Source organism: Mesorhizobium sp. WSM4844, assembly GCF_055811775.1.
On the sequence record NZ_JBVVQB010000039.1, the window covers coordinates 17,177 to 41,971 of the forward strand.

The 24,795-nt window shown below is 63.4% G+C and carries 30 protein-coding genes; 8 read left to right on the plus strand and 22 right to left on the minus strand.

The genetic code is table 11. The annotated features are described in order from the left end of the window. Window positions 1–476: 476 nt before the first annotated feature. Window positions 477–671 carry a type II toxin-antitoxin system HicB family antitoxin gene (locus AC0L2A_RS25085; RefSeq protein ID WP_473611092.1) on the plus strand — a complete coding sequence of 65 codons (195 nt, stop codon included), beginning with the start codon at window positions 477–479 and terminating at the stop codon, window positions 669–671. A gap of 49 nt (window positions 672–720) precedes the next feature. Here AC0L2A_RS25085 and AC0L2A_RS25090 read toward each other — a convergent pair whose 3' ends face one another. The 18 genes from AC0L2A_RS25090 to AC0L2A_RS25175 form a co-directional block, all read right to left on the minus strand. Continuing rightward, window positions 721–1,485, minus strand: coding sequence for an ABC transporter permease (locus tag AC0L2A_RS25090; RefSeq protein ID WP_128246704.1), 765 nt, complete (start codon window positions 1,483–1,485; stop codon window positions 721–723). After that, window positions 1,482–2,420 carry an ABC transporter ATP-binding protein gene (locus AC0L2A_RS25095; RefSeq protein ID WP_473611093.1) on the minus strand — a complete coding sequence of 313 codons (939 nt, stop codon included), beginning with the start codon at window positions 2,418–2,420 and terminating at the stop codon, window positions 1,482–1,484. The genes AC0L2A_RS25090 and AC0L2A_RS25095 overlap by 4 nt, the downstream gene beginning before the upstream one ends. Beyond that, window positions 2,417–3,583, minus strand: coding sequence for an ABC transporter permease (locus AC0L2A_RS25100; RefSeq protein ID WP_473611094.1), 1,167 nt, complete (start codon window positions 3,581–3,583; stop codon window positions 2,417–2,419). Before AC0L2A_RS25100 ends, AC0L2A_RS25095 begins: the two co-directional genes overlap by 4 nt. Before the next feature lie 36 nt (window positions 3,584–3,619). Further along, window positions 3,620–4,531 carry a glycine betaine ABC transporter substrate-binding protein OsmF gene (gene osmF / locus AC0L2A_RS25105; RefSeq protein WP_473611095.1) on the minus strand — a complete coding sequence of 304 codons (912 nt, stop codon included), beginning with the start codon at window positions 4,529–4,531 and terminating at the stop codon, window positions 3,620–3,622. A 251-nt stretch (window positions 4,532–4,782) separates the two neighbouring features. Beyond that, window positions 4,783–6,000, minus strand: coding sequence for an MFS transporter (locus tag AC0L2A_RS25110; protein ID WP_023798401.1), 1,218 nt, complete (start codon window positions 5,998–6,000; stop codon window positions 4,783–4,785). Next, complete coding sequence (gene nusB, locus AC0L2A_RS25115) at window positions 5,997–6,497, minus strand: transcription antitermination factor NusB (RefSeq protein WP_023798402.1); 501 nt, start codon at window positions 6,495–6,497, stop codon at window positions 5,997–5,999. Before nusB ends, AC0L2A_RS25110 begins: the two co-directional genes overlap by 4 nt. After that, window positions 6,494–6,988 (minus strand): 6,7-dimethyl-8-ribityllumazine synthase, encoded by a 495-nt coding sequence (gene ribH / locus AC0L2A_RS25120; RefSeq protein WP_036263097.1) that lies wholly within the window; start codon window positions 6,986–6,988, stop codon window positions 6,494–6,496. Before ribH ends, nusB begins: the two co-directional genes overlap by 4 nt. A gap of 88 nt (window positions 6,989–7,076) precedes the next feature. Further along, window positions 7,077–7,241: a hypothetical protein gene (locus tag AC0L2A_RS25125; RefSeq protein WP_473611097.1), complete on the minus strand. Its 165-nt coding sequence runs from the start codon at window positions 7,239–7,241 to the stop codon at window positions 7,077–7,079. Then, window positions 7,241–7,858, minus strand: coding sequence for a riboflavin synthase (locus AC0L2A_RS25130; RefSeq protein ID WP_128246710.1), 618 nt, complete (start codon window positions 7,856–7,858; stop codon window positions 7,241–7,243). Before AC0L2A_RS25130 ends, AC0L2A_RS25125 begins: the two co-directional genes overlap by 1 nt. Beyond that, window positions 7,858–7,995 (minus strand): hypothetical protein, encoded by a 138-nt coding sequence (locus AC0L2A_RS25135; RefSeq protein WP_287394954.1) that lies wholly within the window; start codon window positions 7,993–7,995, stop codon window positions 7,858–7,860. The genes AC0L2A_RS25130 and AC0L2A_RS25135 overlap by 1 nt, the downstream gene beginning before the upstream one ends. A 34-nt stretch (window positions 7,996–8,029) precedes the next feature. Continuing rightward, entirely contained in the window at window positions 8,030–9,151 is a 1,122-nt protein-coding gene (gene ribD / locus AC0L2A_RS25140; protein WP_287237387.1) for a bifunctional diaminohydroxyphosphoribosylaminopyrimidine deaminase/5-amino-6-(5-phosphoribosylamino)uracil reductase RibD, read from the minus strand. Between the two features lie 2 nt (window positions 9,152–9,153). Further along, complete coding sequence (gene nrdR, locus AC0L2A_RS25145) at window positions 9,154–9,630, minus strand: transcriptional regulator NrdR (protein WP_023798407.1); 477 nt, start codon at window positions 9,628–9,630, stop codon at window positions 9,154–9,156. 134 nt (window positions 9,631–9,764) lie between these two features. After that, the gene (locus tag AC0L2A_RS25150; RefSeq protein WP_473611098.1) at window positions 9,765–10,355 is read right to left on the minus strand and encodes an invasion associated locus B family protein; all 591 of its coding nucleotides are present in this window, start codon (window positions 10,353–10,355) and stop codon (window positions 9,765–9,767) included. A gap of 81 nt (window positions 10,356–10,436) precedes the next feature. Beyond that, window positions 10,437–11,750: a serine hydroxymethyltransferase gene (gene glyA / locus AC0L2A_RS25155; RefSeq protein WP_473611100.1), complete on the minus strand. Its 1,314-nt coding sequence runs from the start codon at window positions 11,748–11,750 to the stop codon at window positions 10,437–10,439. 311 nt (window positions 11,751–12,061) lie between these two features. Further along, window positions 12,062–13,315, minus strand: a complete 1,254-nt coding sequence (locus AC0L2A_RS25160) for a L,D-transpeptidase family protein (protein ID WP_287284624.1) — start codon at window positions 13,313–13,315, stop codon at window positions 12,062–12,064. Between the two features lie 359 nt (window positions 13,316–13,674). Beyond that, window positions 13,675–14,190 (minus strand): transcriptional regulator LdtR, encoded by a 516-nt coding sequence (ldtR, locus tag AC0L2A_RS25165; RefSeq protein ID WP_027154640.1) that lies wholly within the window; start codon window positions 14,188–14,190, stop codon window positions 13,675–13,677. A 255-nt stretch (window positions 14,191–14,445) separates the two neighbouring features. Next, entirely contained in the window at window positions 14,446–14,868 is a 423-nt protein-coding gene (locus AC0L2A_RS25170; protein WP_473611101.1) for a DUF6163 family protein, read from the minus strand. Next, on the minus strand, window positions 14,865–15,908 hold the full coding sequence (locus AC0L2A_RS25175; protein WP_473611102.1) for an enoyl-CoA hydratase/isomerase family protein: 1,044 nt from the start codon (window positions 15,906–15,908) through the stop codon (window positions 14,865–14,867). The genes AC0L2A_RS25170 and AC0L2A_RS25175 overlap by 4 nt, the downstream gene beginning before the upstream one ends. A gap of 205 nt (window positions 15,909–16,113) precedes the next feature. Here AC0L2A_RS25175 and hemB point away from each other — a divergent pair, with 205 nt between their 5' ends. The 3 genes from hemB to AC0L2A_RS25190 all read left to right on the plus strand — a co-directional run bounded on the left by hemB (window position 16,114) and on the right by AC0L2A_RS25190 (window position 18,362). Further along, window positions 16,114–17,145 carry a porphobilinogen synthase gene (hemB, locus tag AC0L2A_RS25180; RefSeq protein ID WP_473611104.1) on the plus strand — a complete coding sequence of 344 codons (1,032 nt, stop codon included), beginning with the start codon at window positions 16,114–16,116 and terminating at the stop codon, window positions 17,143–17,145. Window positions 17,146–17,187: 42 nt separating this feature from the next. Continuing rightward, complete coding sequence (locus AC0L2A_RS25185; protein ID WP_091591582.1) at window positions 17,188–17,484, plus strand: nucleotidyltransferase family protein; 297 nt, start codon at window positions 17,188–17,190, stop codon at window positions 17,482–17,484. Window positions 17,485–17,717: 233 nt separating this feature from the next. Beyond that, a complete protein-coding gene (locus AC0L2A_RS25190; protein WP_473611105.1) occupies window positions 17,718–18,362 on the plus strand; it encodes a dihydrofolate reductase family protein in 645 nt (214 codons plus the stop codon). A gap of 219 nt (window positions 18,363–18,581) precedes the next feature. Here AC0L2A_RS25190 and ppk2 read toward each other — a convergent pair whose 3' ends face one another. Next, entirely contained in the window at window positions 18,582–19,502 is a 921-nt protein-coding gene (gene ppk2, locus AC0L2A_RS25195; protein ID WP_473611107.1) for a polyphosphate kinase 2, read from the minus strand. 256 nt (window positions 19,503–19,758) lie between these two features. On the opposite strand from ppk2, the gene AC0L2A_RS25200 reads away from it, so the two are divergent. Further along, on the plus strand, window positions 19,759–20,802 hold the full coding sequence (locus tag AC0L2A_RS25200; protein ID WP_287120433.1) for an aldo/keto reductase: 1,044 nt from the start codon (window positions 19,759–19,761) through the stop codon (window positions 20,800–20,802). A 34-nt stretch (window positions 20,803–20,836) separates the two neighbouring features. Here AC0L2A_RS25200 and AC0L2A_RS25205 read toward each other — a convergent pair whose 3' ends face one another. Further along, window positions 20,837–21,808, minus strand: a complete 972-nt coding sequence (locus AC0L2A_RS25205; protein ID WP_473611108.1) for a glycosyl transferase family 90 — start codon at window positions 21,806–21,808, stop codon at window positions 20,837–20,839. A 203-nt stretch (window positions 21,809–22,011) separates the two neighbouring features. Between AC0L2A_RS25205 and AC0L2A_RS25210 the strand changes: the two genes are divergently transcribed. Beyond that, window positions 22,012–22,170: a hypothetical protein gene (locus AC0L2A_RS25210; RefSeq protein WP_023798419.1), complete on the plus strand. Its 159-nt coding sequence runs from the start codon at window positions 22,012–22,014 to the stop codon at window positions 22,168–22,170. Between the two features lie 259 nt (window positions 22,171–22,429). Here the strand turns inward: AC0L2A_RS25210 and AC0L2A_RS25215 are convergent, their stop codons facing one another. Further along, window positions 22,430–22,687, minus strand: coding sequence for a DUF982 domain-containing protein (locus AC0L2A_RS25215; RefSeq protein WP_023798420.1), 258 nt, complete (start codon window positions 22,685–22,687; stop codon window positions 22,430–22,432). A gap of 148 nt (window positions 22,688–22,835) precedes the next feature. On the opposite strand from AC0L2A_RS25215, the gene AC0L2A_RS25220 reads away from it, so the two are divergent. After that, the gene (locus tag AC0L2A_RS25220) at window positions 22,836–24,089 is read left to right on the plus strand and encodes a multidrug efflux MFS transporter (RefSeq protein WP_473611110.1); all 1,254 of its coding nucleotides are present in this window, start codon (window positions 22,836–22,838) and stop codon (window positions 24,087–24,089) included. Window positions 24,090–24,123: 34 nt separating this feature from the next. Next, window positions 24,124–24,498 carry a DUF423 domain-containing protein gene (locus tag AC0L2A_RS25225; RefSeq protein WP_091591591.1) on the plus strand — a complete coding sequence of 125 codons (375 nt, stop codon included), beginning with the start codon at window positions 24,124–24,126 and terminating at the stop codon, window positions 24,496–24,498. Between the two features lie 32 nt (window positions 24,499–24,530). On the opposite strand, the gene AC0L2A_RS25230 is transcribed toward AC0L2A_RS25225, so the two are convergent. Then, a complete protein-coding gene (locus AC0L2A_RS25230) occupies window positions 24,531–24,695 on the minus strand; it encodes a hypothetical protein (RefSeq protein ID WP_091591593.1) in 165 nt (54 codons plus the stop codon). Window positions 24,696–24,795: the final 100 nt, after the last annotated feature.

Consider the following 24,795-nt stretch of genomic DNA (forward strand, 5'->3'; position numbering starts at 1 on the left):
ATGACCCAAAAGAACCCCTCCCTGGGCCGTTGAGACGGGGAGCGGATTCCGCGCGCCGAATCCGCTCCCCTCGCATCGGCTTATGCGAAACAGGGCTGCGAACGTCAAGATATTGTTCGGTTTTTGCCCGGCTTTCGCCCAAAAGCCCCTGGCTTTCGCCCAAAAGCCCCGACCTTCGCCCAAAAGCAATGGGGCGGCAACACGCTCGCAAGTGCCGCCACCCGATCAGATCGATTGAAATCGGCTGGCGGTTGTCAGCCTTTGCGCAGGTCGCAGTCCAGCCTGACGGCGAAGATCAGCACCGCCAGCATGGTCATGGAGAACATGAAAGCCTTCTGCTGGCCGTTGCAGACGTTGGACTGCCACACCCGGCGCGAGCCTGATCAGGCAGCGGAACTTGCAGATAGACAGCGCTCATGCAGCTTTGCACATATCGGCGGGGCAGCCTATCTCCAGGGTGGAGTTGGAGATGACCGATGAAGTTCAAGGCGATCATTCACGAAGCCGAAGAAGGTGGCTACTGGGCCGAAGTGCCGGCAATTCCCGGCTGCGCGACCCAGGGTGAAACCTTGGACGAACTTGTCGAGAACTTGCGTGAAGCAATCGAAGGCTGCCTCTCGGTAGAGCCGCTATCTTTCACTTCCGGCCGGGTCATGGAAATCGCTGTTTGAAGTCCATTTCCGCCGAGATGAGCGAACGCGATAAGCTCTGATCTGTCGCCTACGCCGTCTCCTGCCCCATGCGGCGTGCGGTGTAGCGCTCGATCGCCGACAGCCCGTCATAGATCAGCACGGCAAGCGCGGCGACGATCAGCCCGCCCTGCAGGACGAAGGCGAGATTGTTGGACAACAGACCGGCGATGATCACCTCGCCGAGCGTCCTGGCCGCCACGGTCGAGCCGATCGTCGCAGTGGCGAGGCTGATGACCACCGAAAGCCGGATACCGCCGAGAATGATCGGCGCGCTGAGCGGCAGCTCGACCTTGACCAGCCTTTGCCAGCCGGTCATGCCGGCGCCGCGCGCCGCCTCGACCACATTGGCCGGCAGCGTCGTCAGCCCGGTCAGCGCGTTCTCGAAGATCGGCAGCAGGCCGTAGAGAAACAGCGCGATCAGTGTCGGCTTCTCGCCAAAGCCAACGGCCGGCACGGCCAGCGCCAGCACCGCCACCGGCGGAAAGGTCTGGCCGATATTGACCAGGCTGCGCGACAGCGGCAGGAATTCGACGCCGGCCGGCCGGGTGACCAGGATGGCGAGCGCCACGGCAACGATGGTTGCCGCCACCGTCGCGATCAGCACGGTCCTCAGGTGCAGCAGCATCAGCGTCAACAGGCTGCCCTGGTTGTAGATTGCCGGCGCGTTGCTCTCGGTCAGCGGCTTCAGCAGCGGCTCGAACCAACCCGGATTGGTCACGAACGCAATGAGCAGCACCACCAGGGCAAGCCTGAGCAGTGACGGAAGCCAGGCTTTTACACCGGCCTCTTTCATGCCGGCCTCGCCGCGCGTTTCACCAGCCCATCCACAGTCACGCGGCCGAGCGGCTTGCCATCCGTGCCTGTCACCGGCAACGCCGGGCGTCCCGACCACAACAGTTCGGCCAGCGCATCGCGCTGGCTGGCGTCGGCGGGGATCGCCTCGCCTTCGGCGGTGCCCGTCTCCACGGCGTCGCGCACCCGGCCGAGCGACAGCAGCCTGAACGGTTTTTCGCTGGCGCCGACCAGGGTCTCGACGAAGGCGCTGGCCGGCTTCGCCAGGATCTCGGCGGGCCTGGCATATTGCACCAGCTTGCCGGCATCCATCACCGCGATCTTGTCGCCCATACGCACCGCCTCCTCCATGTCATGGGTGACGAGGATGATGGTGGTGCCGAAGCGCTTCTGGATCGCCAGAAGGTCCTCCTGCGCCTTGTTGCGGATGATCGGGTCGAGCGCGCCGAACGGCTCGTCCATCAACAGCACATTCGGCGCCGCGGCAAGCGCCCTGGCGACGCCGACGCGCTGCTGCTGGCCACCGGAGAGTTCGTGCGGATAGCGTGGCCCGAACGCCTGGGGATCGAGCTGGTAGAGCGTCATCAACTCGTCGACACGGTGCTTGATGCGGGCCGCGTCCCAGCCGAGCAGCACCGGCACGGTGGCGATGTTCTGTGCCACGGTGCGATGCGGAAACAGCCCATGGCCCTGGATGGCGTAACCGATGCTGCGGCGCAGCTCGTAGCCGGGCAGCGAGCGGTTGTCGGCGCCGTCGAGCCTGATCACGCCGGCGGTCGGCTCGACCAGCCGGTTGATCATGCGCAGCAGCGTCGTCTTGCCGGAGCCGGAGGTGCCGACGATGACGGCGATGGTGCGCGGCTCGATCACCATCGACACGTCGTCGACGACGGTCGTCGCGTCATAGCGCTTGGTAATGCCTTCGATCTCGATCATGCCGGTTGTGCCTCGCGTCGCCGGGTGGAGGTCATTTCGATCAATGCGTCGAGGATGATGGCGGCAGCAAAGGCCATAGCCACCGTCGGAACGGCGCCGAGCAGCACCAGGTCCATCGCCGTCTGGCCAACGCCCTGGAACACGAACACGCCGAAACCGCCGCCGCCGATCAGCGCGGCAATGGTAGCAAGGCCGATGTTCTGGACCAGCACGATGCGGATGCCGGTGAGGATCACCGGGAAGGCCAGTGGAAATTCGACGCCGAACAGGCGCTGGCGCTCGGTCATGCCCATGCCGCGTGCGGCATCGTTGGCGGCGCGCGGCACGCCGGCAAGACCGACCACGGTGTTGGCCACCACCGGCAGCAGCGAATAGAGGAACAGGGCGACGAAGGCGGGCGCGGTGCCGATGCCGCGAATGCCGAGGGAGGCCGCGCCGGGCACATGCGTGGCGACCCAGCCGAGCGGCGCGATCAACAGTCCGAACAGCGCGATCGAGGGAATGGTCTGGATGATGTTCAGCACGTTGAGCACGCCGGCCCGCAATTTTTCGACGCGGTGGCAGAGGATGCCAAGCGGCAGGCCTGCTATCACCGCCGCCGCCAGCGAGCCCAGCGCCAGCGTCACATGCTTGGAGCCTTCGGCCCAAAAACTGTCGGCACGGTTGGCGTATTCCTTGAGAATCGACAGACTGTTCCAGCTGCCCGAGACCAGCAGCAGGCCGATCGCCGCTGCCGCGACGACGAGCACGCCGATCCGCGCCGATGGCGACAGGTTCAGCCTCGTCAGCCCATCGGCGAGCAACAGCGTAAAGGCGAAGATGAGCAGCCAGAAACCGGAAGCCGGCGAGATGCGGGCAAAGCTGTTGCCCTCAGGCGTCAGGAAGCTGCCGGCGACGCCGATCAGCAGCGCCAGTGCGGCAAGCGCGACCACGCTGGCGGCCAGCCGCAGGACCAGCGGCGTTTTCAGCAAGGCGACGACCGCCGCAACGACGACGACTGCAAGCAGCAGTGGGCCCAGCGTCGGCGGCAGCGCTTCAAGAATCGAGCGCGCCTCGCCCGGCACGATGCGATTGGCGCGCAAGGTGGCAAAGGGCGCCGCGAAGGCAGCATAGGCAACGATCGCGGCGATGACCACGCCGAGCTTGTCGAAGCGGGTGGTCATGGCGCGCCTCGCACCGGCATCACGACAGGGAACGGCCTACTTCAAAAACCCGTTCTTCTTCAAAAAGTCTTCGGCGACGCCCTTGACCGGCTCGCCGCCGACCTGCACGCGGCCGTTCAGTTCCTGCAGGGTGACGAGGTCGAGCTTGGCGAAGACCGGCTTCAGCAGCGTCTCGATTTCGGGATGCTCCTTCAGCACCGCCTCGCGGATGATCGGCGCCGGCTGGTAGACCGGCTGCACGCCCTTGTCGTCTTCGAGCACGACCAGGCCGGACGGCGCGATGCCGCCGTCGGTGCCGTAGACCATGGCGGCGTTGGCGCCGTTGGTCTGGTTCGCCGCGGCGGCGATGGTCGCCGCCGTGTCGCCGCCGGAGAGCGTGATCAGCTGGTCCGGCTTAAGCGTGAAACCATAGGTGGTCTGGAAAGCCGGCAGCGCGGCAGCCGAATTGACGAATTCGGCCGAGGCGGCCAGCACCACCTGGCCGCCGCCGGAGACATATTTGCCGAAGTCGGACAGCGTCGCCAGCTTGTTGGTCTCGGCGACATCCTTGCGCAGCGCAATCGCCCAGGTGTTGTTGGCCGGCGACGGCGACAGCCAGACGATCTTGTTGGCGTCGTAGTCGAGCTTCTTGGCCGTTTCATAGCCCTTGGCGGCATCCTTCCACACGGGATCGTCGGCCTTTTCGAAGAAGAAGGCGGCATTGCCGGTGTATTCCGGATAGATGTCGATCTCGCCGGCGGTGATCGCCTTGCGCACCACAGGGGTGCCGCCGAGTTGGATGCGGTCGGTGGTCTGGATGTTGTTGGCGTTCAGCACCAGCTGGATGATGTTGCCGAGCACGCCGCCTTCGGTGTCGATCTTCGACGACACGACCACCTGAGCGCTCGCCGAGGCTGCGGTGATGCCGAGCGCCAGCGCCGTGCCGGCCAGAACCTTGACTGAAAACATTTCACAAATCCCTTGCTGAGAACCGGACTGCGGCTGCCGCATATGAGCATGGCTTCAATGCCCCGTCGGGGCACACGGTTTCATAAGAAGGGGGATGGGGGCAATAATTTTGTTCGGATGCGGGTGAATCCGCTGCTGTCCGATCCCGACAGCGTCATGTCACTACAGCGCGTCGCGTCCGTTTGGACGCGCAAAGGACGCTGTAGCACTATTGATTTGCGCATGGTCCTTTCCGAACCTTCGGATCGGGGTCATGCGCTGGTCGGCCGCGCGGTCATCTTCAGCACGCCCAGCGCCACGAAGCACAACACCGTCACCGGGAAGATGATCCAGTTCAGCATCTCCCAGCCCCAGGCGTTGTAGACCGCGCCCGACATCAGCGAGGCGAAGGCGACGGAGCCGAACAGGACGAAGTCGTGAAAACCCTGGACCTTGGCCTTTTCCGATGGGCGGTAGCTGTCGGCGACCATGGCGGTGGCGCCGATGAAGCCGAAATTCCAGCCAAGGCCGAGCAGGATCAGCGCCGTCCAGAACTGCCACAGCGCCAGGCCCGACAGCGCCACCACGGCGCAGCCGATCAGCAGCACAAGGCCGGTTGCGACAATCCGTTCGGCGCCGAAGCGATAGATCAGCGAGCCGGTGAAGAAGCTCGGCGCGAACATCGCCATGACATGCCAGGAAATGCCGAGCGTGGCGTCGTCCGTCGACAGGCCGCAGCCGACCATGGCGAGCGGCGCGCCGGTCATGACGAAGCTCATCAGCGCGTAGCTGCCGACGGCGCAAAACAGCGCCGCAACGAAACGCGGCCTGGTGACGATCTCGGCGAGCGGCCGCGCGTCGCTGTCGGCGATTTCCGCTTTGCCCGTCGCCTTGGCCGGGATGCGCAGCAACGACAGGATGGCGGCGCCGACCGCCGCCAGCACCAGGATGGAGGCAAACGAGCCGGCAAACATCACCGGCGCAAACAATTCGCGGGTGAAGATGACGATCTGCGGCCCGAGAATGGCGGTGACGATGCCGCCGGCCAGCACGAAGGAGATGGCGCGCGCCTTGAATTCAGCCGGTGCGTTGTCGGCGGCGGCGAAGCGGAATTGCTGGACGAAGGCGCCGCCGATGCCGATCACCAGCAGGCCGAAGGCGAACAGCCAGAAGCTGGCGTAAAATAGCGCCAGCGTGGCGACCAGACCGCCGAGCGCAGTGACGATCGTCCCGGTCATGAAGCCGTCGCGCTGGCCGAGCCGGCGGATGATGGCTGCGGCCGGCAGGGCGCCGAGCGCCACGCCGACGTTGAAGCCGGTGATCGGCGCCGTCGCCAGCGACTTGTCGGAGCCGAGCAGATAATATCCGGCCAACCCACCCACGGAAATGGCAATGGGTGCGGCCGAGCCGATGATCGCCTGCGAAGCGGCAAGGATGAGCGCCGTGCGGCGCGCTTCCCTGCCGGCCTCGGCGATAGCGACGGCCGTCATGAAGCGTCCTTGCCACGCCCTTCGCCGCGCACCCGGCGCGACACGCGATCGAGCACTGCGTTGACCAGCTTCGGCTCGTCTTCTTCGTAAAACGCCTTGGCGATATCGACATATTCCGAGACGATGACAGCCACCGGCACGTCCTCGCGCTTCATCAGCTCGTAGACGCCGGCGCGCAATATGGCGCGCAGCGTCGAATCGAGCCTGGACAACGGCCAGTCCTCGGTCAGCGCCTGGCGGATGATCGGATCGATGGTCTTCTGGTTCTCGACGACGCCGGCGAGGATGGCGCGAAACCATTGCGCGTCGGCCTCGCGATAGAGCGCGCCGTCGACTTCCTTGCCGAGCCTGAACGCCTCATATTCGGCGGTGATCTCGAAGACGCCGCTGCCGGCCACATCCATCTGGTAGAGCGCCTGCACGGCGGCCAGACGGGCAGCACCGCGCTTGTTGGCGTGGCGCACCGCGGGCTGGCCGGGCGATGCGGGCTCGCTCACGATCGCTCTCCCAACTGTTGCTTGAGGGCAATCATGGTCAGCGCCGCACGCGCGGCAAAGCCACCCTTGTCGCCTTCCGAACGCCTTGCCCGCGTCCAGGCCTGCTCGTCATTTTCGGTGGTCAGGATGCCGTTGCCGATGCAGACCGCTTCCTGGACGGACAGGTCCATCAGGGCACGGCTCGATTCATTGGCAACGATGTCGAAATGATAGGTGTCGCCGCGCACGATGGTGCCGAGGGCGACAAAGCCGTCATAGCTCGACCCGCCTTCGGCGGCGCCGTCGAGGGCGAAGGAAATCACTGCGGGAATTTCGAGCGAGCCCGGAACGGTGACGACGTCGTATGTCGCGCCCGCTTCCTCGAGCGCGCTTGTCGCGCCTTCGAGCAGCGCGTCGGCAAGGTCGTCATGGAAGCGTGCCTCGATGACAAGAAGGTGGGCCTTCTTCTTCGGGCGAATGAACGCTTTGCCGTGTTGGGATGTGCCAGCCATAGATGTCTCCGGGATCGCCGGTGACTTAGGCCGAAGCCGGTTTGATCGCAAGCAGAAGATTGGTGGAGATGCGCGAGGTCTGCCGAAACTATTTTGTTTTCCGGCGCGGCGTCTGACGCGGATCACTGGGAACAAGGCTCAAAGCCCAAGCCTGCACGACGTGGTGATCAATCACATCACCGGCGTCAACATCGGCCAAAGCTTCGCGCGTCAGTTGCTCTTCGCGTTTGGAAGTCCTTCTGCCCTTATTCATCAAAGCCCCTCTTTCGCGGCCTCCGCCAAGCGCGCCGCGTAGCGGGCCATGGTGTCGATCTCCAGATTGACGCGGTCGCCGACCTGGCGTTCGCCCCAGGTGGTCACGGTCAGCGAGTGATGGATCAAGAGCACGTCGAAGCGGGTGCCGTCGACCTTGTTGACGGTGAGCGAGGTGCCGTCGAGCGCGACGGAACCCTTGGGTGCGATGAATCTGGCCAGATCGCGCGGCGCTTCCAGCGTAAAGCGCACGGCATCGCCCTCCTCCTTGCGCGCAACGATCTCGGCCATGCCGTCGACATGGCCTGAAACGATGTGGCCACCGAGTTCGTCGCCGATCTTCAGCGGCCGCTCCAGATTGATCCTGGTGCCGGATTTCCAGCCCATCGCCGTCGTCAGCCTGAGTGCCTCTTCCCAGGCCTCGACCTCGAACCAGCGCGCGTTGGCGCCGCTTTCCGGCAGCGCCGTCACCGTCAGGCAGACGCCGCCGCAGGAAATCGAAGCCCCAATGGCGATCGTCTGCGGGTCATAGGCGGTGTCGATGCGCAAGCCGACGCCCTCTCTCAGCGGCTTGACGGCAGCGACGGTGCCGACATCGGTGACAATCCCGGTAAACATCAGACTCTGGCTTCTTGGTTGGCCATGATCTTTTCCGAAAACCGGTTCCCACTTTTCGGGATCATGTCTTGGTTGGCCATGATCTTTTCCGAAAACCGGTTCCCACTTTTCGGGATCATGTCTTTCAGTTTGACCATGTTCTTGTCCAAAAACCGGCTCCACTTTTCAGGATCATGGTCTTATCCACTCGGCGTAGCTGTCTTCGCCGAAACGCATGTCGCGCAATTTGCGAAATCCTGCCGGGATATGGTCGGCGTCGATGGGCGATACAATGCCGCTCCTGCCGATCGGCTCCTGCCCCTGGAACAGCACGATGCGGTCGACCAGCCCTTCGGCGAGGAAGGCCTTGGCCACCTTGGCGCCGCCCTCGACCAGCACGCTCGCCATGCCGAGTGCGGCAAGATCCTCAAGCAGTTCCGGCAGCGCAATATCGCCTTCATACGTTTCGGTGCCGATGAAGCGCACGCCGGCTCGTTCGAGCGCGGCGCGCCGGTGCGGATCGGCTTCGGCACAGGCGGCGACATAGAGCGGAACCCGGTCGAGGCCAGCGACCAGTTTCGACGTCTCCGGCAGCCTGATCTGGCGGTCGAGCACGATGCGCGCCGGCGAGCGGTTCTCCAGCCCCGGCAACCGCACCGTCAGCGCGGGATCGTCCTCCAGCGCCGTGCCGATGCCGATCAACACGCCGTCGGCTTCGGCGCGCATCAAATAGACTTCGCGCCGGGCGATGTCGCCGGTTATCGAGACCTGCCCCGCGCCTTCCATGCCGATCTTGCCATCGCTGGAAATCGCAAGTTTCAGAATCACTTCCGGACGTTTTTTCAGAGATCGAATGAGATACCCGGCCATCTGCTCGGCGGCTTCTGCCACGAGCACCTTTTCGACCACTTCGACACCGGCGGCACGCAGGATCGCATAGCCGTTGCCGGACACGCGTGGATCGGGGTCGCTCGCAGCCCCAACCACCCGCGCGACGCCGGCATTGACCAGTGCACTGGCGCAAGGCGGGGTGCGGCCATGGTGGGCGCAGGGCTCCAATGTGACATAGGCGGTGGCGCCGCGTGCGAGCTCGCCGGCCTCCGCCAGCGCCTCGGTCTCGGCATGTGGCCGGCCTCCGACAGCGGTGACGCCGGTGCCGACGATCATCGGCCCGGTGCCGTCGTCGCGCACGATCAGCGTGCCGACGGAAGGGTTGGTCGAGGTCCGTCCGGCGTTTTTCCGCGACAGCCTCAGTGCCGCCGCCATGAAGCGGCGATCAAGAACCTCTTGCTCGGCTTGGCTGCGCCTTGCCATGCTCAGCCGGCGTCCTCTTCCTTGAGCTCGTCACCTTTCAGTTCACCCAGCACGTCGTGAAAATCCTTGGCCTCGCGGAAATTGCGATAGACCGAGGCGAAGCGCACATAGGCGACGTCGTCGAGCGATTTCAGTGCCTCCATCACCAGGCGGCCGACCTCGCCCGAGGCGACCTCGGTCTCGCCGGAGCTTTCGAGCTGGCGCACGATGCCGGTCACCGCGCGGTCGATGCGCTCGGGATCGACATTGCGCTTGCGCACGGCGATCTCGACCGAGCGCAGCAGCTTGTCGCGGTCGAACGGCACCTTGCGTCCGGACTTCTTCACCACCACGAGGTCGCGCAACTGCACACGTTCGAAGGTGGTGAAGCGGCCGCCGCAATCGGGGCAGACGCGCCGCCGGCGGATCGCCGCGCCGTCTTCGGCGGGGCGCGAATCCTTCACCTGCGTATCTTCGGACTGGCAGTAGGGACAGCGCATGGGCAGCCTTGTGTTCGCGATTCTCGTGGAGCGAAGGCTTAGAGGTTTTTGCCGCGATGGCAAAGTATCGGTTCGCGCCTCAGAGATAGCGAGGCGCGGGGAAAATTGCCAGCATCAACGGCAATACCGGCCGATTACGGCGCGACGTCAGCAGTCGGGAACCCACATGACACGCCGAGGCTGCGATAGGCCTTGGTGAAGCCGTCCATCGATACGGTCGCGACCGGCGTGTCGGCGAATATGACGTCGAGCGCGCTGGCGCGGCGCATGGCACGCAGCAGTGCCAGGCTGATCTCGGGCTTATTGTTCAACATCCATTTTCCGCCGCCACCGGCCATGGCATCGACGGTCGCCTTGACCTTGCCGTCGCCATCGCCGAACACCGCCGGAATGTTCACGCCAGTCGGCAAGTCCTTGTTCTTCATGGCGATGACGAGGGTCGGATAGCCATTGGGCGGCAGTGCATCACCGTTCGAGATGGCAAGCGTGAGCGTGCCGCTGGTACCGCTCGCGTCGAGGAAGGCGGTCGAGGCGACGCAGGTCTTGCGCAGATCCCCACCGGTATCGATCTCGTCCACAGTGGTGGACCAGTTGCCGAAGGTTTCGGTCTTCGGTGCGGCTGGGGTGGGCGCAGACTGTGCCTGGGCGGCGGACGGCAAGCTGGTCAATGTGACCAACAACACGCCAAGCGCGCCAAAGCCAGCGACACCGAAAATCTGCATCATCGTCAAGGCTCCTGTCCGGACTCCATCCCCGCTGAAAAAGTGCTTCTCGTCCGCCGATAAAGGACGACACCTTGCGTGAGCTCAACCGAGATAGGGATAGAGCGGAAAACGATCCGTCAACGCGGCCACCTTCGCCTTCACCGCTGCTTCGACGGCTGCATTGCCCTCATCGGAATTCGCGGCCTTGAGCCCGTCCAGCACCTCGGCGATCAGCTTGCCGATCTCGCGGAACTCGGCCTGGCCGAAACCGCGCGTGGTGCCAGCCGGCGTGCCGAGGCGCACGCCCGAGGTGACGAACGGCTTTTCGGGATCGAAAGGGATGCCGTTCTTGTTGCAGGTGATGTTGGCACGGCCAAGCGCTGCCTCGGCACGCTTGCCGGTGGCGTTCTTCGGCCTGAGGTCAACCAGCATCAGATGGTTGTCGGTGCCGCCGGAGACGATGTCGAGGCCGGTTTCCTGCAGGCTGGAGGCCAGCGCCTTGGCGTTAGCGGCAACGCTCTCGGCATAGATCTTGAAGCTTGGCTTCAGCGCTTCGCCGAAGGCCACCGCCTTGGCGGCGATGACATGCATCAGCGGACCACCCTGCAGGCCTGGAAACACCGCCGAGTTCATCTTCTTGGCGATGTCCTCGTCATTGCACAGGATCATGCCGCCGCGCGGGCCACGCAGCGACTTGTGCGTGGTGGTGGTGACCACATGGGCGTATGGCAGCGGCGACGGATGCACGCCGCCGGCGACCAGGCCGGCGATGTGGGCCATGTCGACCATCAGATAGGCGCCGATCGAGTCGGCGACCTCGCGAAAACGCTTCCAGTCCCAGACGCGCGAATAGGCGGTGCCGCCGGCCAGGATCAGCTTCGGCCTGGTCTCGTGGGCGGTCTTCTCGATCGCATCCATGTCGAGCAGGTGATCGTCCCTGCGGACGCCGTAGGAAACGACCTTGAACCATTTGCCGCTCATGTTGACCGGCGAACCGTGCGTCAGGTGGCCACCAGAATTCAGGTCGAGCCCCATGAAGGTGTCGCCGGGCTGCAGCAGCGCCAAAAAGACCGCCTGGTTCATCTGGCTGCCGGAATTCGGTTGGACATTGGCGAAGTTGCAGCCGAACAGCTTTTTGGCTCGCTCGATGGCCAGGTCCTCGGCCACGTCGACGAACTGGCACCCGCCGTAGTAGCGCTTGCCCGGATAGCCCTCGGCGTATTTGTTGGTCATGACCGACCCCTGCGCTTCCAGAACGGCGCGGGAGACGATGTTTTCCGAAGCGATCAGCTCGATCTCGTGGCGCTGGCGGCCGAGTTCGTTGCGGATCGCGCCGAAAATCTCCGGATCGGCATCGGCAAGGGTGGTTTCGAAGAAGGATTCGAATTTGTTCGACACTGCCGCTGCTGTTGCCATGCTTGAGATCCTTGTCGTCCGGGGGGTCTGCCGCGCCATTAACACAGTTGCTTTCGCCCCGCCACGTTTGCGGCGCGAAATTTGCTGGTCGGATTGCGGCAGCGAGGCGAAGAGCCACCTATTTCCTCGCCTGCCGGCCGTTCAGCAAGGCTTCGCGACGCCACCAGGGCCAGCAGAGGACTTTCACCTCCAAGTCATTGACCGGCTACCATCCCGGCCAAACGGTGCTTGCGCACCACGCGCCATGCCTGGCGCACATCAAAAAGGCCGCCTCGATGGCGGCCTTTCATCAATTCAATAAGATCAGTGGCTTAGAGCGCAGAGGTGATCTGCAGCTCGTTGGCTCCGTCGAGCCCGTAGATGTCGTCGCGGAACTGCACGACGCCAGGCCCCGTCGACCAGGCCGAGATGTAGAGGAAAAAGACCGGCACCGGATTGGTGACCTGCACCGGGATGTTCTCGCCGCTCTTGATCGACGCCTCGAAATGCTGACGGCTCCAGCCCGGCGTGTCGCGCAGGATCCAGGTGACGAGGTCGCGCACGTTCTGGACGCGCACGCAGCCCGAGGAATCGAAGCGCATCATCTTGCCGAACAGGCTCTGCTGCGGCGTGTCGTGCATGTAGACGCCGTCCGGGCTCGGGAAATTGATCTTGACCGAGGCCATCGCATTGCCGGCGCCCGGATCCTGGCGAAAGCGGTATTTCTCCGCGTCGTCGGTCGACCAGTCGACGGTTAGTGGATCGACCTCGCTGCCATCCGGTGCGAACAGCCGGATCTTGCTGTCCTTGAGATAGTTGGGGTCCTTCCGCATCAGCGGAATGATGTCCTTGCGCACGATCGAGACCGGCGCGTTCCAGTAAGGATTGACGATGATCTCGTTGATCTTGGAATCGACGATCGGCGTCTGGCGATCGATCTTGCCGACGACGGCGGTGTGGCGCAGCACGACGCGGTCGTTCTCGACCGCTTCGATCTGGGCGCCGGGGATATCGACCAATACATAGCGGTTGCCCAGCGTACCGGCGCGTTCGTTCAGCCGCTGCAGATTGGTCTGCAGCTGGCCAAGCCGGACCTGCGCCGAGACATTCATCGCCGCATAGCTATATTGGCCCAGGGTGCCGTCGGAAGGCAGGCCATGACGCGCCTGGAAGCGCTTGACCGCCGCATCGACATAGGAATCGAAGGCCTCTGAAAGGCCGGCGCTCTGCGCCAGGTCGCCCGAAACCATCAAGCGCCTGCGCAATGGCACCACGTCGGGATCGATGACGCCGAGTTGCAATTTCTTGGTGTCCGGGACCTGCTCCCAGCCGCCCTGCGCGACAATGTTCTGATACTGCGCGATAGCCTGCTCGGTGTACGCAACGGTCTGCAGGCTGACGATCGGCAGCGTCGAGGCCACCTTGCCGCCCTCGCTGGCGCGGGCGTCGAACTGGTCGTTCCAGTTGCCGCGGCCCGAGGATTTCAGGATGTCCGCGATCACGTCCTGCGCGCTGGCGCCACCGGCAACCATCGTCGCGGCCAACGCGGAGGCTCCGGAAAGGAAGAAACGGCGACTGGTTCTCATGTACGCTCCAGATAGTCCTGTAACAGTTTTTTCACCGGGCGATCCGCCCGCATGCTAGGCCGGCCCACTCTAAGGGTGGCGCCCTTAACAATTAGCCAACCATGCCCCACTCGCTTCTGTGCGAGAACGCGCCGGGCGCGACGCGCCTTCACTGAGGCGGTTGGCGGGCAGACGGATTGGCTCGCGCCGCTACATCACCCGCATTCTCGCTTCCACCGGGAATATGGCGGCAACGTGACCCTGACCGCGATTTGGATCGGCTGGCCTCACGAAACGCAAAGACCGATGCTTTTCGGCACCGGTCTTTTGGATCGCTCCCCCGACCGCCCCGTGGCGCGGTTGCATGCGATGGACATGCTTTACATTCGATAGGCGATGGTGTCGTTCCAGAAGCGGTCGAGGCGCTGCAAGGCGCGGTTCATCTGCTTGAATTCTTCCGTGTTGATGCCGCCGACCTGCTCGATCGAGCCGACATGGCGCTCGTAGAGGCCGGCGACGACTTCCGCCACCTCACTGCCCTTCGGCGTCAGCGAGACCCGCACCGAACGGCGGTCGATGCGCGAGCGCTGGTGGTTGATGAAGCCGAGATCGACCAGCTTCTTCAGATTATAGGAGACGTTCGAGCCGAGATAATAGCCGCGCGAGCGCAACTCGCCGGCGGTCAGTTCCGAATTGCCGATATTGAAGAGCAGCAGCGCCTGGATGGCGTTGATATCGGAACGGCCGTTGCGGTCGAATTCGTCCTTGATCACGTCAAGCAGGCGGCGGTGCAGCCGTTCCACCAGCTGCAGCGATTCCATGTACAGCGAACGGATCGCCTCGCGGCGGTCATCGGATACGTTGGCGGTCTTCGCCGCCGGACGGGAATTGATCATTGTCTTTGCCTCTCGTTTGTCGCCTGGTGATTTTTTGTTTTTCACCTTGATCGCGACACTATCGAATACTCATAAAATTCGACTTAAACGCTAGGGCTAACAAGAGCTTACCGGTAATAGGTTTCGAAAGAGGCTTAACGAAGGGTCACCCCAACAAGGACGATTAACCTAAAGATTTAGCCAATGAATCCGGGCGGTAATTTGCCCGTCCAACCGGACGCGTGGGTTATTCTTGTTGAGCATCGATCCGATGCTCTATTGCCGGCTCCGGCGCTTCTGCATCCAGATCACCACGCGAAAGACGATGTAGAGCAGCGCCACCGCCGCATGCGAGGCGAGGATCAGCGGCCGGTGACCGAAGAGTTCGGGAAAGCCGGCATGCATGACGGTCTCGGTCGCCGCGCAGATGAACCAGATCACCGGCCCCCAGGACGCCAGCATCCACAGACCGGCGGCGGCGAAGGGAAAGAAGACGGCAAGCGTCACCACCGCCACCTGCCAATGCACCGGCATCAGGTCGAAGCGCCACAACGAGCCGGGATAGAAGCCGATCAGCCGGATCCAGTACAAAATCCCGAACAACAGACAGTAGGCTGAGATGACGCGCTGAAACCAGGCGAAGATGACCTCGACCGTCGAGGGCTGGAGCACGACGCGTCTCGACGTGACCTCGCTCACAGCTTGAGTTCCCGTTCGCCGAGCGGAGCGAAATAGGCATCGACGTCGGCAGCACTGACGTCGTCGATGCCTGGCGGCCGCCATTGCGGCGACGAGCCCTTGTCGATGATGGCGGCGCGGATGCCTTCGTAGAAATCGTGGCCGGCAAGCATGCGGTTGAGGATGCGGAACTCCATCCGCATGCACTCGTCCATCGACAGCGTCAGCCCGGCGCTGATCTCGCGCCAGGCAACATGCAGGCTGGTCGGCGAGCGGGTGCGGATCGTCGCCAGCGTCTTTGCCGCGAACGCGTCTGCGGGTGCGGCGCGCTCCAGGCTGCCGATGATGTCGCTCAGCGACGGCTGCGCGAAATGGCGAGCGATGGCTTCCAGTGTCGGACTGTCCGTTTCGCGCCGGGCCGGGACGGAAAAGCCGCGCAGCGCCGCTTCCGGGTCGCCGCTCGCAACCAGCCGGTCGAGAAAGCCGGCCTGGTCCTGCGCCTTGATCGTGTGCGTCGCCAGGCCCGACCACAGAGCGCCGCCATAGCGGATGCGGTTTCCGGTCAGGGCCAGATACATGCCGAAGCTGCCGCCAAGGCCCGGCAGCAGATGACTGGCGCCGACATCCGGGAAAAAGCCGATGCCGACTTCCGGCATGGCGAACTGGGCGTTCTCGGTCAGCAGCCGATGCGTGCCGTGGAACGAGATGCCGACGCCGCCGCCCATGACGATGCCGTCGATCAGCGCGACATAGGGTTTTTCGAACCGCGCGATGCGGGCGTTCAGCCGGTATTCGTCGGCGAAGAAATCGACCGGCGGCTTTCCCGCCCGGCCGGCCTCGTAGATGTGGAGGATGTCGCCGCCGGCCGAAAACGCCCTGCCCTCGGCCTTGACGACGACAACATCGACGCCGTCGTCGCACTCCCAGGCGCGCAGCGCCTTGTCGAGCGCCTTGACCATGCGATGGGTGACGGCATTGAGCGCCTGCGGCCGCGTCAGCGTGACGACGCCGGCCCTGCCCAATCGTTCGAAGCGGATCTCGTTGCCGCCGCCAAAATCCATCGCCTAAAGAATCCCTCGCCCAATGCCGCCGGGACTGAAGTGCTAAAGCGTGGCGCATGGGTGCGTCAATGCCGGGGCGCAATCCTCTCGGACAACAACGGTCGGGAACTCGTATACCGGTATCCAGCTTGTGCCTGGCACTATCGTGCCGCATTGGTCAGCGGCGGAGGCTCGTGTTAAAAGCCGCCAATCCGGAGTTTTGGCGATGAACAAATTCACCCCAGCAAAGCCTGCCGGCGCGCGCAGCGTCGACGAGATCACCGGCAGCCGCCGTTTGCGCCGCATGCGCAAGGCCGACTGGTCGCGCCGTCTAGTGCAGGAGAACCGGCTCTGCGTCGACGACCTGATCTGGCCGATCTTCATCGTCGATGGGAACAATATCCGCGAACCGATCGCCGCAATGCCTGGTGTCTTCCGCCTGTCGCTCGACCTTGCCGTCAAGGAGGCCGAGCGCGCGGCAAAGCTCGGCATTCCGGCGATCGCCACCTTCCCCAATGTCGAGCTCGGCCTGCGCGACCAGACCGGCTCGCACATCCTCGATCCGGAAAACGTCATCAACCGCGCCACGCGCGCCATCAAGCGCGCAGTGCCCGAGATCGGCATCATCACCGATGCGGCGCTCGACCCCTTCACCTCGCACGGCCACGACGGCATCTTGCGTGACGGCATCATCGTCAACGACCAGACCGTGGAGCAGGTGACGGCGGCTGCCGTCATCCAGGCTTCTGCCGGCGCCGATATCATTGCCCCTTCCGACATGATGGACGGCCGCATCGGCGCCATCCGCGATGCGCTCGACGCCAATGGTTTTCAGGATGTGGCGATCATGTCCTACGCGACGAAATTCGCCTCCGCCTTCTACGGACCCTATCGCGAGGCGGTCGGCACCGCCGGCCTGCTCAAGGGCGATAAGAAGACCTACTATCTCGACCATGCCAATTCCGACGAGGCCGTGCGCGAGGCCGAGCAGGACCTCGCCGAGGGCGCCGACATGCTGATGGTCAAGCCCGGCCTGCCCTATCTCGACATCATCCGCAGGCTGAAGGACGAATTCCGGATGCCGACCTTCGCCTATCAGGTGTCGGGCGAATATTCGATGATCAAGGCGGCCGCCGCCAATGGCTGGATCGACGGTGACAAGGCGATGCTGGAATCGCTGCTCGCCTTCAAGCGCGCCGGCTGCGACGGCATTCTCACCTATTTCGCGCCTGAAGTGGCGGCGATGCTGAAGGGGTAAGCATCGTTTTGGGATTCTGCTGCAATCCGCTAGAATGGACCCATGAGCAGGAACGAGGTCATCGAACGGTTGCAGAGAAACGCGGATGCCATCAAAGGCATGGGCGCGACTTCGCTGTATCTGTTCGGGTCGGCAGCGCGGGACGATGCCCAGCCGGACAGCGATCTTGATCTGTTCATCGACTATGACCCGGCGCGGCGCTTTTCTCTGATCGACCTGGTCGGGATCAAGCAATTTCTGGAAGAGAAGATGTCAACGGAAATCGACATCACCACGCGTGACAGCCTTCATCCCATGTTGAAGGCCGAGATCGAACGATCGGCCGTGCGCGTATTCTAGGCCGTCCGCCGGATCGAGCCTATCCTGGCCGAGATCATGGCGGCGCTCCGCTCCGCCTAGCTGTCGAGCGCACACTCGAGGCGTCGCGGCGCAAGTAGCTGCTGCAACTACCCCTTCTTTGCGAGCCAAACGAGCCGCTTTCTGCTCGGCGGCGAAATACCGCTTGCAAAATGCAATCAGTCTAGCTAAAAGCAACTGCTTGCATTTCACAACTGGATTAGAGGGAGGTCCTCATGTCAAAGCTTCGCGTCAACGCTTTCACCCTATCTATCGACGGCTTCGGCGCCGGTCCCGACCAGGACCTGAAAGAGCCGCTGGGCGTCGGCGGGGAAGCCCTGCACACATGGATGTTCGGCACCCGAACCTTCCGCAACATGTCCGGCGAAGATGGCGGGACCACGGATACCGACGACGCGTTCGTAACGCGCAGCTTCGAAAACACCGGCGCGTGGATCATGGGCCGCAACATGTTCGGACCGATCCGCGGCGCTTGGCCCGATGACACCTGGAAGGGCTGGTGGGGAGACAATCCGCCCTACCATGTGCCGGTCTTCGTGCTCACCCACCATCCGCGGGATCCTATCGTCATGGAGGGCGGCACGACCTTCCATTTCGTGACCGACGGCATTCACTCGGCGCTGGAAAAGGCGAAAGCCGCGGCTGAAGGCAAGGATGTCCGGCTCGGCGGCGGCGTCGCCACGATCCGGCAATATCTGAGGGAAAGGCTCATCGACGACATGCATCTGGCGATATCGCCGATGCTGCTCGGCTCAGGCGAGAACCTTTTTGCCGGCATCGACATGGTCAAACTCGGCTACCGCTGCAGCGAGCAGGTGGGCACGCCGAATGCCATGCATGTCACCATCGAGCGGGCGTGAGCCTAGTTAAGTTCCCCCTTCTCCCCTTGTGGGAGAAGGTGGCCGAGCGAAGTTCGGTCGGATGAGGGTGTTCCAGCTTGGCGCACACCTACGTTCAAATCGGGCGCACAGCGCCAGGATCACCAGCGCCTCATTTCTTCCAACACCCCTCTTCCGTCTCGGCGCTGCGCGCCGATCCACCTTCTCCCACAAGGGGAGAAGGAAGAAGAGGCGTGCTCCTCAATACTTCTCCGGAACATACAGCTCGCGCGGCAGCACCTGGCGCTCGTATTCTGGATTGAAGACACGATCGGGCAGCGTGATCTCTTCGTGCGGCACTTCCTCATAAGGCATCTGCTTGAGGAGATGATCGATGCAGTTCAGCCGCGCCCGCTTCTTGTCGTTGCCCTCGACGATGAACCAGGGGGCTTCGGGAATGTTGGTGCGGGCGAAGGTCTCTTCCTTGGCCTTGGTATACTGTTCCCAGCGCACGCGCGACTGCAGGTCCATCGGCGACAGCTTCCACTGCTTCATCGGATCATGGATGCGCATCTGAAAGCGCATCTGCTGCTCCTCGTCGGTGATGGAGAACCAGTATTTGACCAGGGTGATGCCGGAGCGGACCAGCATGCGCTCGAACTCCGGCACGTCGCGAAAAAACTCCTCGACCTGGTCCGGCTCGGCGAAGCCCATCACACATTCGACGCCGGAGCGGTTATACCAGGAGCGGTCGAACAGCACGATCTCGCCGCCTGCCGGCAGATGCGGCACGTAGCGCTGAAAATACCATTGCGATTTCTCGCGCTCGGTCGGCGCCGGAAGTGCGACGACGCGGCAGATGCGCGGATTGAGCCGCTGGGTGATGCGCTTGATGACGCCCCCCTTGCCGGCCGAATCGCGGCCCTCGAAAACCACCACCAGCTTCTTCCTGGTGTAAGCCACCCAGGACTGCAGCTTGATCAATTCGGATTGCAGCGTGATCAGGTCGCGAAAATATTGCAGGCGATCCATCGAGGGCGGATGCGCGTTCTTGTAAATCTTGGCGATTTCCAGCGACAGCGCCGGTTCCGACAACTCCAGCTCGTAGTCCTCGTCGAGCGTGTCGGCGAGTTCCGCTTCCAGCCAGTCCCTGGCGGGAGAATTCTGTTTTGCTTCGGTCATTTATGCTGCTCCGCGTGCACGCCCGCGTCGGCCTCGGCCTGCCGGCCGAGATCGGACACCTTGAGCCGACTTGCATATAGGCCGGCAATGACGGTTTTATTGCAGCCGGCCCGCACGCCGGTCGCCCAACTCCGCGAGATGTGATCGATCAGCCTGCCTGGCACGCACGACAAGCGGCTCGAATTGTCCTACAAATGCCAGGTTTCCCCGAGCAACCTTCAAAGCACCCTTTTCAACGCAATCGCGAGGATCTGACATGGAATACCGCACACTTGGCCGTTCCGGGCTGAAGGTTTCGACGCTGACCATGGGCACCATGACTTTTGGCGGCGCTGGCGCATTTTCGGCGGTCGGCAAGACCGATCTCGACGAGGCACGCCGGATGATCGACCTCTGCATCGATGCCGGCATCAATCTCATCGATACCGCCAATGTCTATTCGAACGGGCTTTCGGAAGAGATCATCGGCGAAGCGCTCGGCGGCAAACGCAAGGGCGATGTGCTGATCGCCTCCAAGGCGCGCATGCGGATCGGCGACGGTCCCAACGATGAGGGCCTGTCGCGCTATCATCTGATTCGCGAGTGCGAGAAGAGCCTGAAGCGCCTCAGGACCGACGTCATCGACATCTATTTCCTGCACGAATGGGACGGCACGACGCCGCTCGAAGAGACCATCGCCGCGCTCGACACGCTCGTCAGCCAGGGCAAGATCCGCTATGTCGGCTGCTCCAACTATTCCGGCTGGCAAGTGATGAAGGCGCTGGGGATCAGCGACCGCCAGCACCAGCCGCGCTTCGTCACCCAGCAGATCCACTACACGCTGGAAGCGCGCGAAGCCGAATACGAACTGCTGCCGATCTCGGTCGACCAGGGGCTTGGCGTGCTGGTATGGAGCCCGCTCGCCGGTGGACTGCTGTCCGGCAAATACCACCGCGACCAGGCCACCGCCCGCCAGATCAGCGGCTGGACCGAACCGCCGATCCGCGACGAGGACCGGCTGTGGCGGATCGTCGACGTGCTTGCCCATATCGGCGAGAACCATGGCGTTTCGGCGGCGCAGGTGGCGCTTGCCTGGCTGCTCGGCCGGCCCGCGGTCAGTTCGCTGGTGATCGGCGGACGGACCGAAGCGCAGTTCAAGGACAATATCGCCGCAGCCAGCCTGGTGCTGACCAGCGATGAGCGCGCACGCCTCGACGCTGTGAGCCGCCCGCCCGTTCTCTATCCCTATTGGCACCAGCAATTCACGGCAAAAGACCGGTTTGGTCCGGCCGATCTGGTTCTTGACCGGGAGGACATCTGACAACGATCCGGATCAGGTCGAAGTCGCCGCGGGCTTAGCCTGAAATAAAACGCCAGACCTCGGGATCAGGCTCGATCTGGCCGCTGAGCACGAAATATTTGTAGAGCACGAGCAAGCAGATCGCCTGCTCGGCCCGCTCGTCGGCGAACTTGCGGCAATAGGCGTTGGCGGCGGCAACGATGCGTTCGGCCTCAGTCGGATGGCGTTCGAGATATTGCACCCGCTCGGCAAGATCCGTGAAATCGGGTTCGAGCGGCACATAGTGAACACCAGCCACGAGTTCGCTTTCGGCGAACCATGTCTCATATGTCGGCGGTGGCATCAGGCACAGCGAATTCGAACTCATGACCCATTTCAAGTTGGTCGCTACATCGTTGCCTTCGAGCGAAATGATGTAGCGACAGCGCCGCTGCTGGTCGATGCTCAGATAAGACTTGCGATATTCGGGCGCTGCCGTCGGTTTGGGCGTTCCGACATCGCAAAAGGGCAGATCGCGCGCAACCTCCAGAAGCAAGGTCCTTATCGGGTTGTTGAGCTCGCCGCGCCACACCGCAACCGGAAGCTTGTCCGCGAAGGCTACATCGTCGGCGGGCATGTGGAAGTGGCGGAACTTGTTGAGCTTGAACAGCACCCCGTTGCTGTTGTCGCCGGCGATCGGCCGATCCTTGACGATCGACGGCATCGCAGGCACGTCGACGACGTCGCCGAATTCGAGATCGATGCGCAAATCGGGATCGAAGTAGCGGGTAAATTCCTTCAGATCGTAGTAATACATGCTCCGGCCTCTCGGTAGCCGGCTGACCGGCACGGCACCGCCGCTTGGCGCGAAAGCGTCCTGCAATCTGTTGTAGCAGTTGAGACGCGCGCGGACCGATCCGTCCGAAAGCCTGGCCTGATCGAGCAACCCGGCGAGCCTGCGGCGGAACAGCGCCTGCGGTGCGATATCGCGCACGGCATTGCGCGCATAGTAGAATAGCTTCTGTGCGTTTCTTTGAAGGGTGGCCATCGGTCACTTGGTGAAAAATCGGCTTGTGATTTGCCCCCCGGTCCCTCCTACACCATTGTGCCGGCTATCTTGCAAGCCACGGAACCGTGTTCAGCCGGCCCGCCTGGCTGTCGATGGAGCCGATCGCTCTTTGCGGTGTTGTGTTTGTAGCCCAATGCTCCTAGGCAGGGCTAAGAACCTTTGGGATTGTGAAAGGAAGAGATATGGCGCGAGCACCGAATTACGGCCAGGAACGCAAGGAACGCGACCGGCAGAAGGCTGCCAAGAAGGCGGAAAAGCAAGCGGCCAAGGTTGCAGCCAAGGAACGTTCGAAGCCGGAAGACGAGACCACGTCCGAGACCGAAACGGAAACCGCAGAGTAAACTGCAGGGCAATCGCTTCATAGTGACGGCGAGAAGGGAACTGGCCGCAACTTTGGCGCGCTTTCTGCAACGCCGGAGATTGGCGAAACCCTTGGTGCAGGCCGCTTTCTCCCGTCCGGTGAGAAATGCCCGGTCCACCCTCCGCAGCTGCTGCGGAGGACGGGCAGGGCAATGGGGGGCAGCGCAAGCTGAAGCGATTGCCCCTTAGTAAAAGCGCACCCGGCCCGCGCGGCGGATCAGATCAGATTTCGCTGCGTCTTCAGACCGGCGCCTTGTCGCTGACGAAAACGTTCACTTCGCGGGCGGCGGCGATGAAGGCACGCCTTGCGATCATTGCCGGTTTGTCGCCGGCCAGCGCATCATGGCAGGCCTGCAGCGCTTCGCGATGCTTTGGACTGCGCTTGCCGGGCCAGTTGTTGAGGAGGTAGTCGGAAGCCTCGCGGGCCGTGCGCAAGAGCTGAGTGGTTCCCGCCGCGCCCTTGACGGTCACGGGTGTTTCAAATCGGTTGTTTTCCATCGCCGCTCTTACGCCATCGCCGCTCGCGAAGCGAGTGCGAAAGTGGTTGCCACCGCAATCACCCCGCGAAGCTGCTAGTCCCCTGGCAGGCAGGCCGCGCCAGTTCTTGTGCAATGATGCCGTCGAGAGACTGCAGGACAGGACAGACATGCCGCAAGACCCTGCCACCCAAGGCGCCCACAATATCCATTGGCGCCGCAACCTCGCCGTGTGCTTTGCCGGCTCGTTCAGCACGCTTGTCGCCATGACTCTGCTGTTGCCCTTCCTGCCGCTTTACGTCGAGCAGCTGGGCGCCGAGGGCCACGCGGCTGTTGTGCAGTGGTCCGGCATCGCCTATGGCGCGACCTTCTTCGCCGCCGCGCTGGTCGCGCCGCTGTGGGGACGGCTTGGCGACCGCTACGGCCGCAAGCTGATGCTGGTGCGCGCCAGTTTCGGCATGGCCGTCTGCATGTCGCTGACCGGCATGGTGGAGACCGTCTGGCAATTGGTGCTGCTACGCCTCCTGATCGGTTTCGCCGGTGGCTATTCCTCGGGCTCGACCATTCTCGTCGCCATGCAGACGCCGAAGGAACGGTCGGGTTGGGCGCTCGGCGTGCTGTCGGCCGGCATCACCGGCGGCGCTCTCGTCGGTCCCTTGCTCGGCGGCGCGCTGCCGCCCTTGATCGGCATCCGCGCCACCTTCCTGCTCGCCGGCGGCGTCATTTTCCTGGCGTTCCTGGCAACTACTTTTCTCATCAAGGAGGACCCTCGCCCGGAAACCGACAAATCGGCATCGACCGAGAAGCCGAAAGGCGGCTGGTCGCAAATCCCGGACAAGCGCCCGGTCGTCGCGATGCTGGTGACCGGCATGCTGCTGAGCTTCGCCACCATGTCGATCGAGCCGATCATCGCGGTCTATGTGCAGCAGATCATCGAGGACCAAAGCCGGGTCACGCTGATGTCCGGCGTGGTCATGTCGGCGGCGGCACTTGGCGCCATCCTGTCGGCCTCGCGTCTCGGCAGGCTCGCCGACCGCGTCGGTCACTGGAACGTCATCATTGCGGCGCTTGCCGTCTCGGCGCTGCTGCTGATCCCGCAGGCTTTCGTCACCCAGGGCTGGCAGCTCGTCGGCCTGCGTTTCCTGATGGGACTGGCGCTTGGCGGCCTCTTGCCCTGCATCACCAGCGTCATCCGCCATAATGTCCCGGACGGCGTCGGCGGCAATGTGCTCGGTCTGTCGATTTCGGCGCAGTATGTCGGACAGGTCGCCGGGCCGTTGCTCGGCGGCTTCGTCGGCGGTCATTTCGGCATGCGCGCGGTGTTTCTCGGCACGTCGGTGCTGATGGCGGGCGGAGCGGCGTATAATTGGCTGGTCCAGTCGCGCCGCGCACGCGACATGCTGGTGCAGGCGGGCAAATCCTGACACGGTTTGCGGGCCACTTCACGGAGTCCAAGACATGAGCACAGCCGACCACCCAGCAAGCGGCATCGGCCGCATCCTCGTTTTCGTCGGCGGTCTGTGCGGCGCGGCCGGTGTGGCGCTTTTTGCCGCGGCGGCACATCTGGGCGGCGCTTTCGTCGGCACGGTCGCGTCGTTCCTGCTCATGCATGCACCGGTCTTCCTGGCCGTCGGCCTCGTCGGCGCAAACCGGATCATGCGTACCGCAAGCCTTATTCTTCTCGTCGGGCTTGTCTTGTTCTGCGGCGACCTGCTCGCCCGCGACTTCCTCGGCTCGCGGCTTTTTTCGATGTCGGCGCCGATCGGCGGCACCTTGCTCATTGCCGGTTGGCTGGCGGTTGCGGCCTCGGCGCTGAAGCGCCCGCGCTCCTGAGGCGGCCGGATTCGGCTTCCGCCAAACGACGGTCAGTCAGACGATGGCCACTCTTGCCGGCGCTCTGGCCGGACCGGCAGGTCGCGATTGCGTGCCGCCGGCTTGGCCAGTCGCCGCCGCTCCGGCCTGTCGATGGCCGGCGAGATGCCCCAATAATTGCGATAGATCTCTTCGAACAGATGGTTGATCGGGTGCATGGCGTGGCTTCCTCTTCGATTTGAGATTTGAATCGATCCAATCGACAGGTATGAAAAAAGCGCTGCCGATCAGCTCCGCCTGCGCTCCACAAGAAAACGC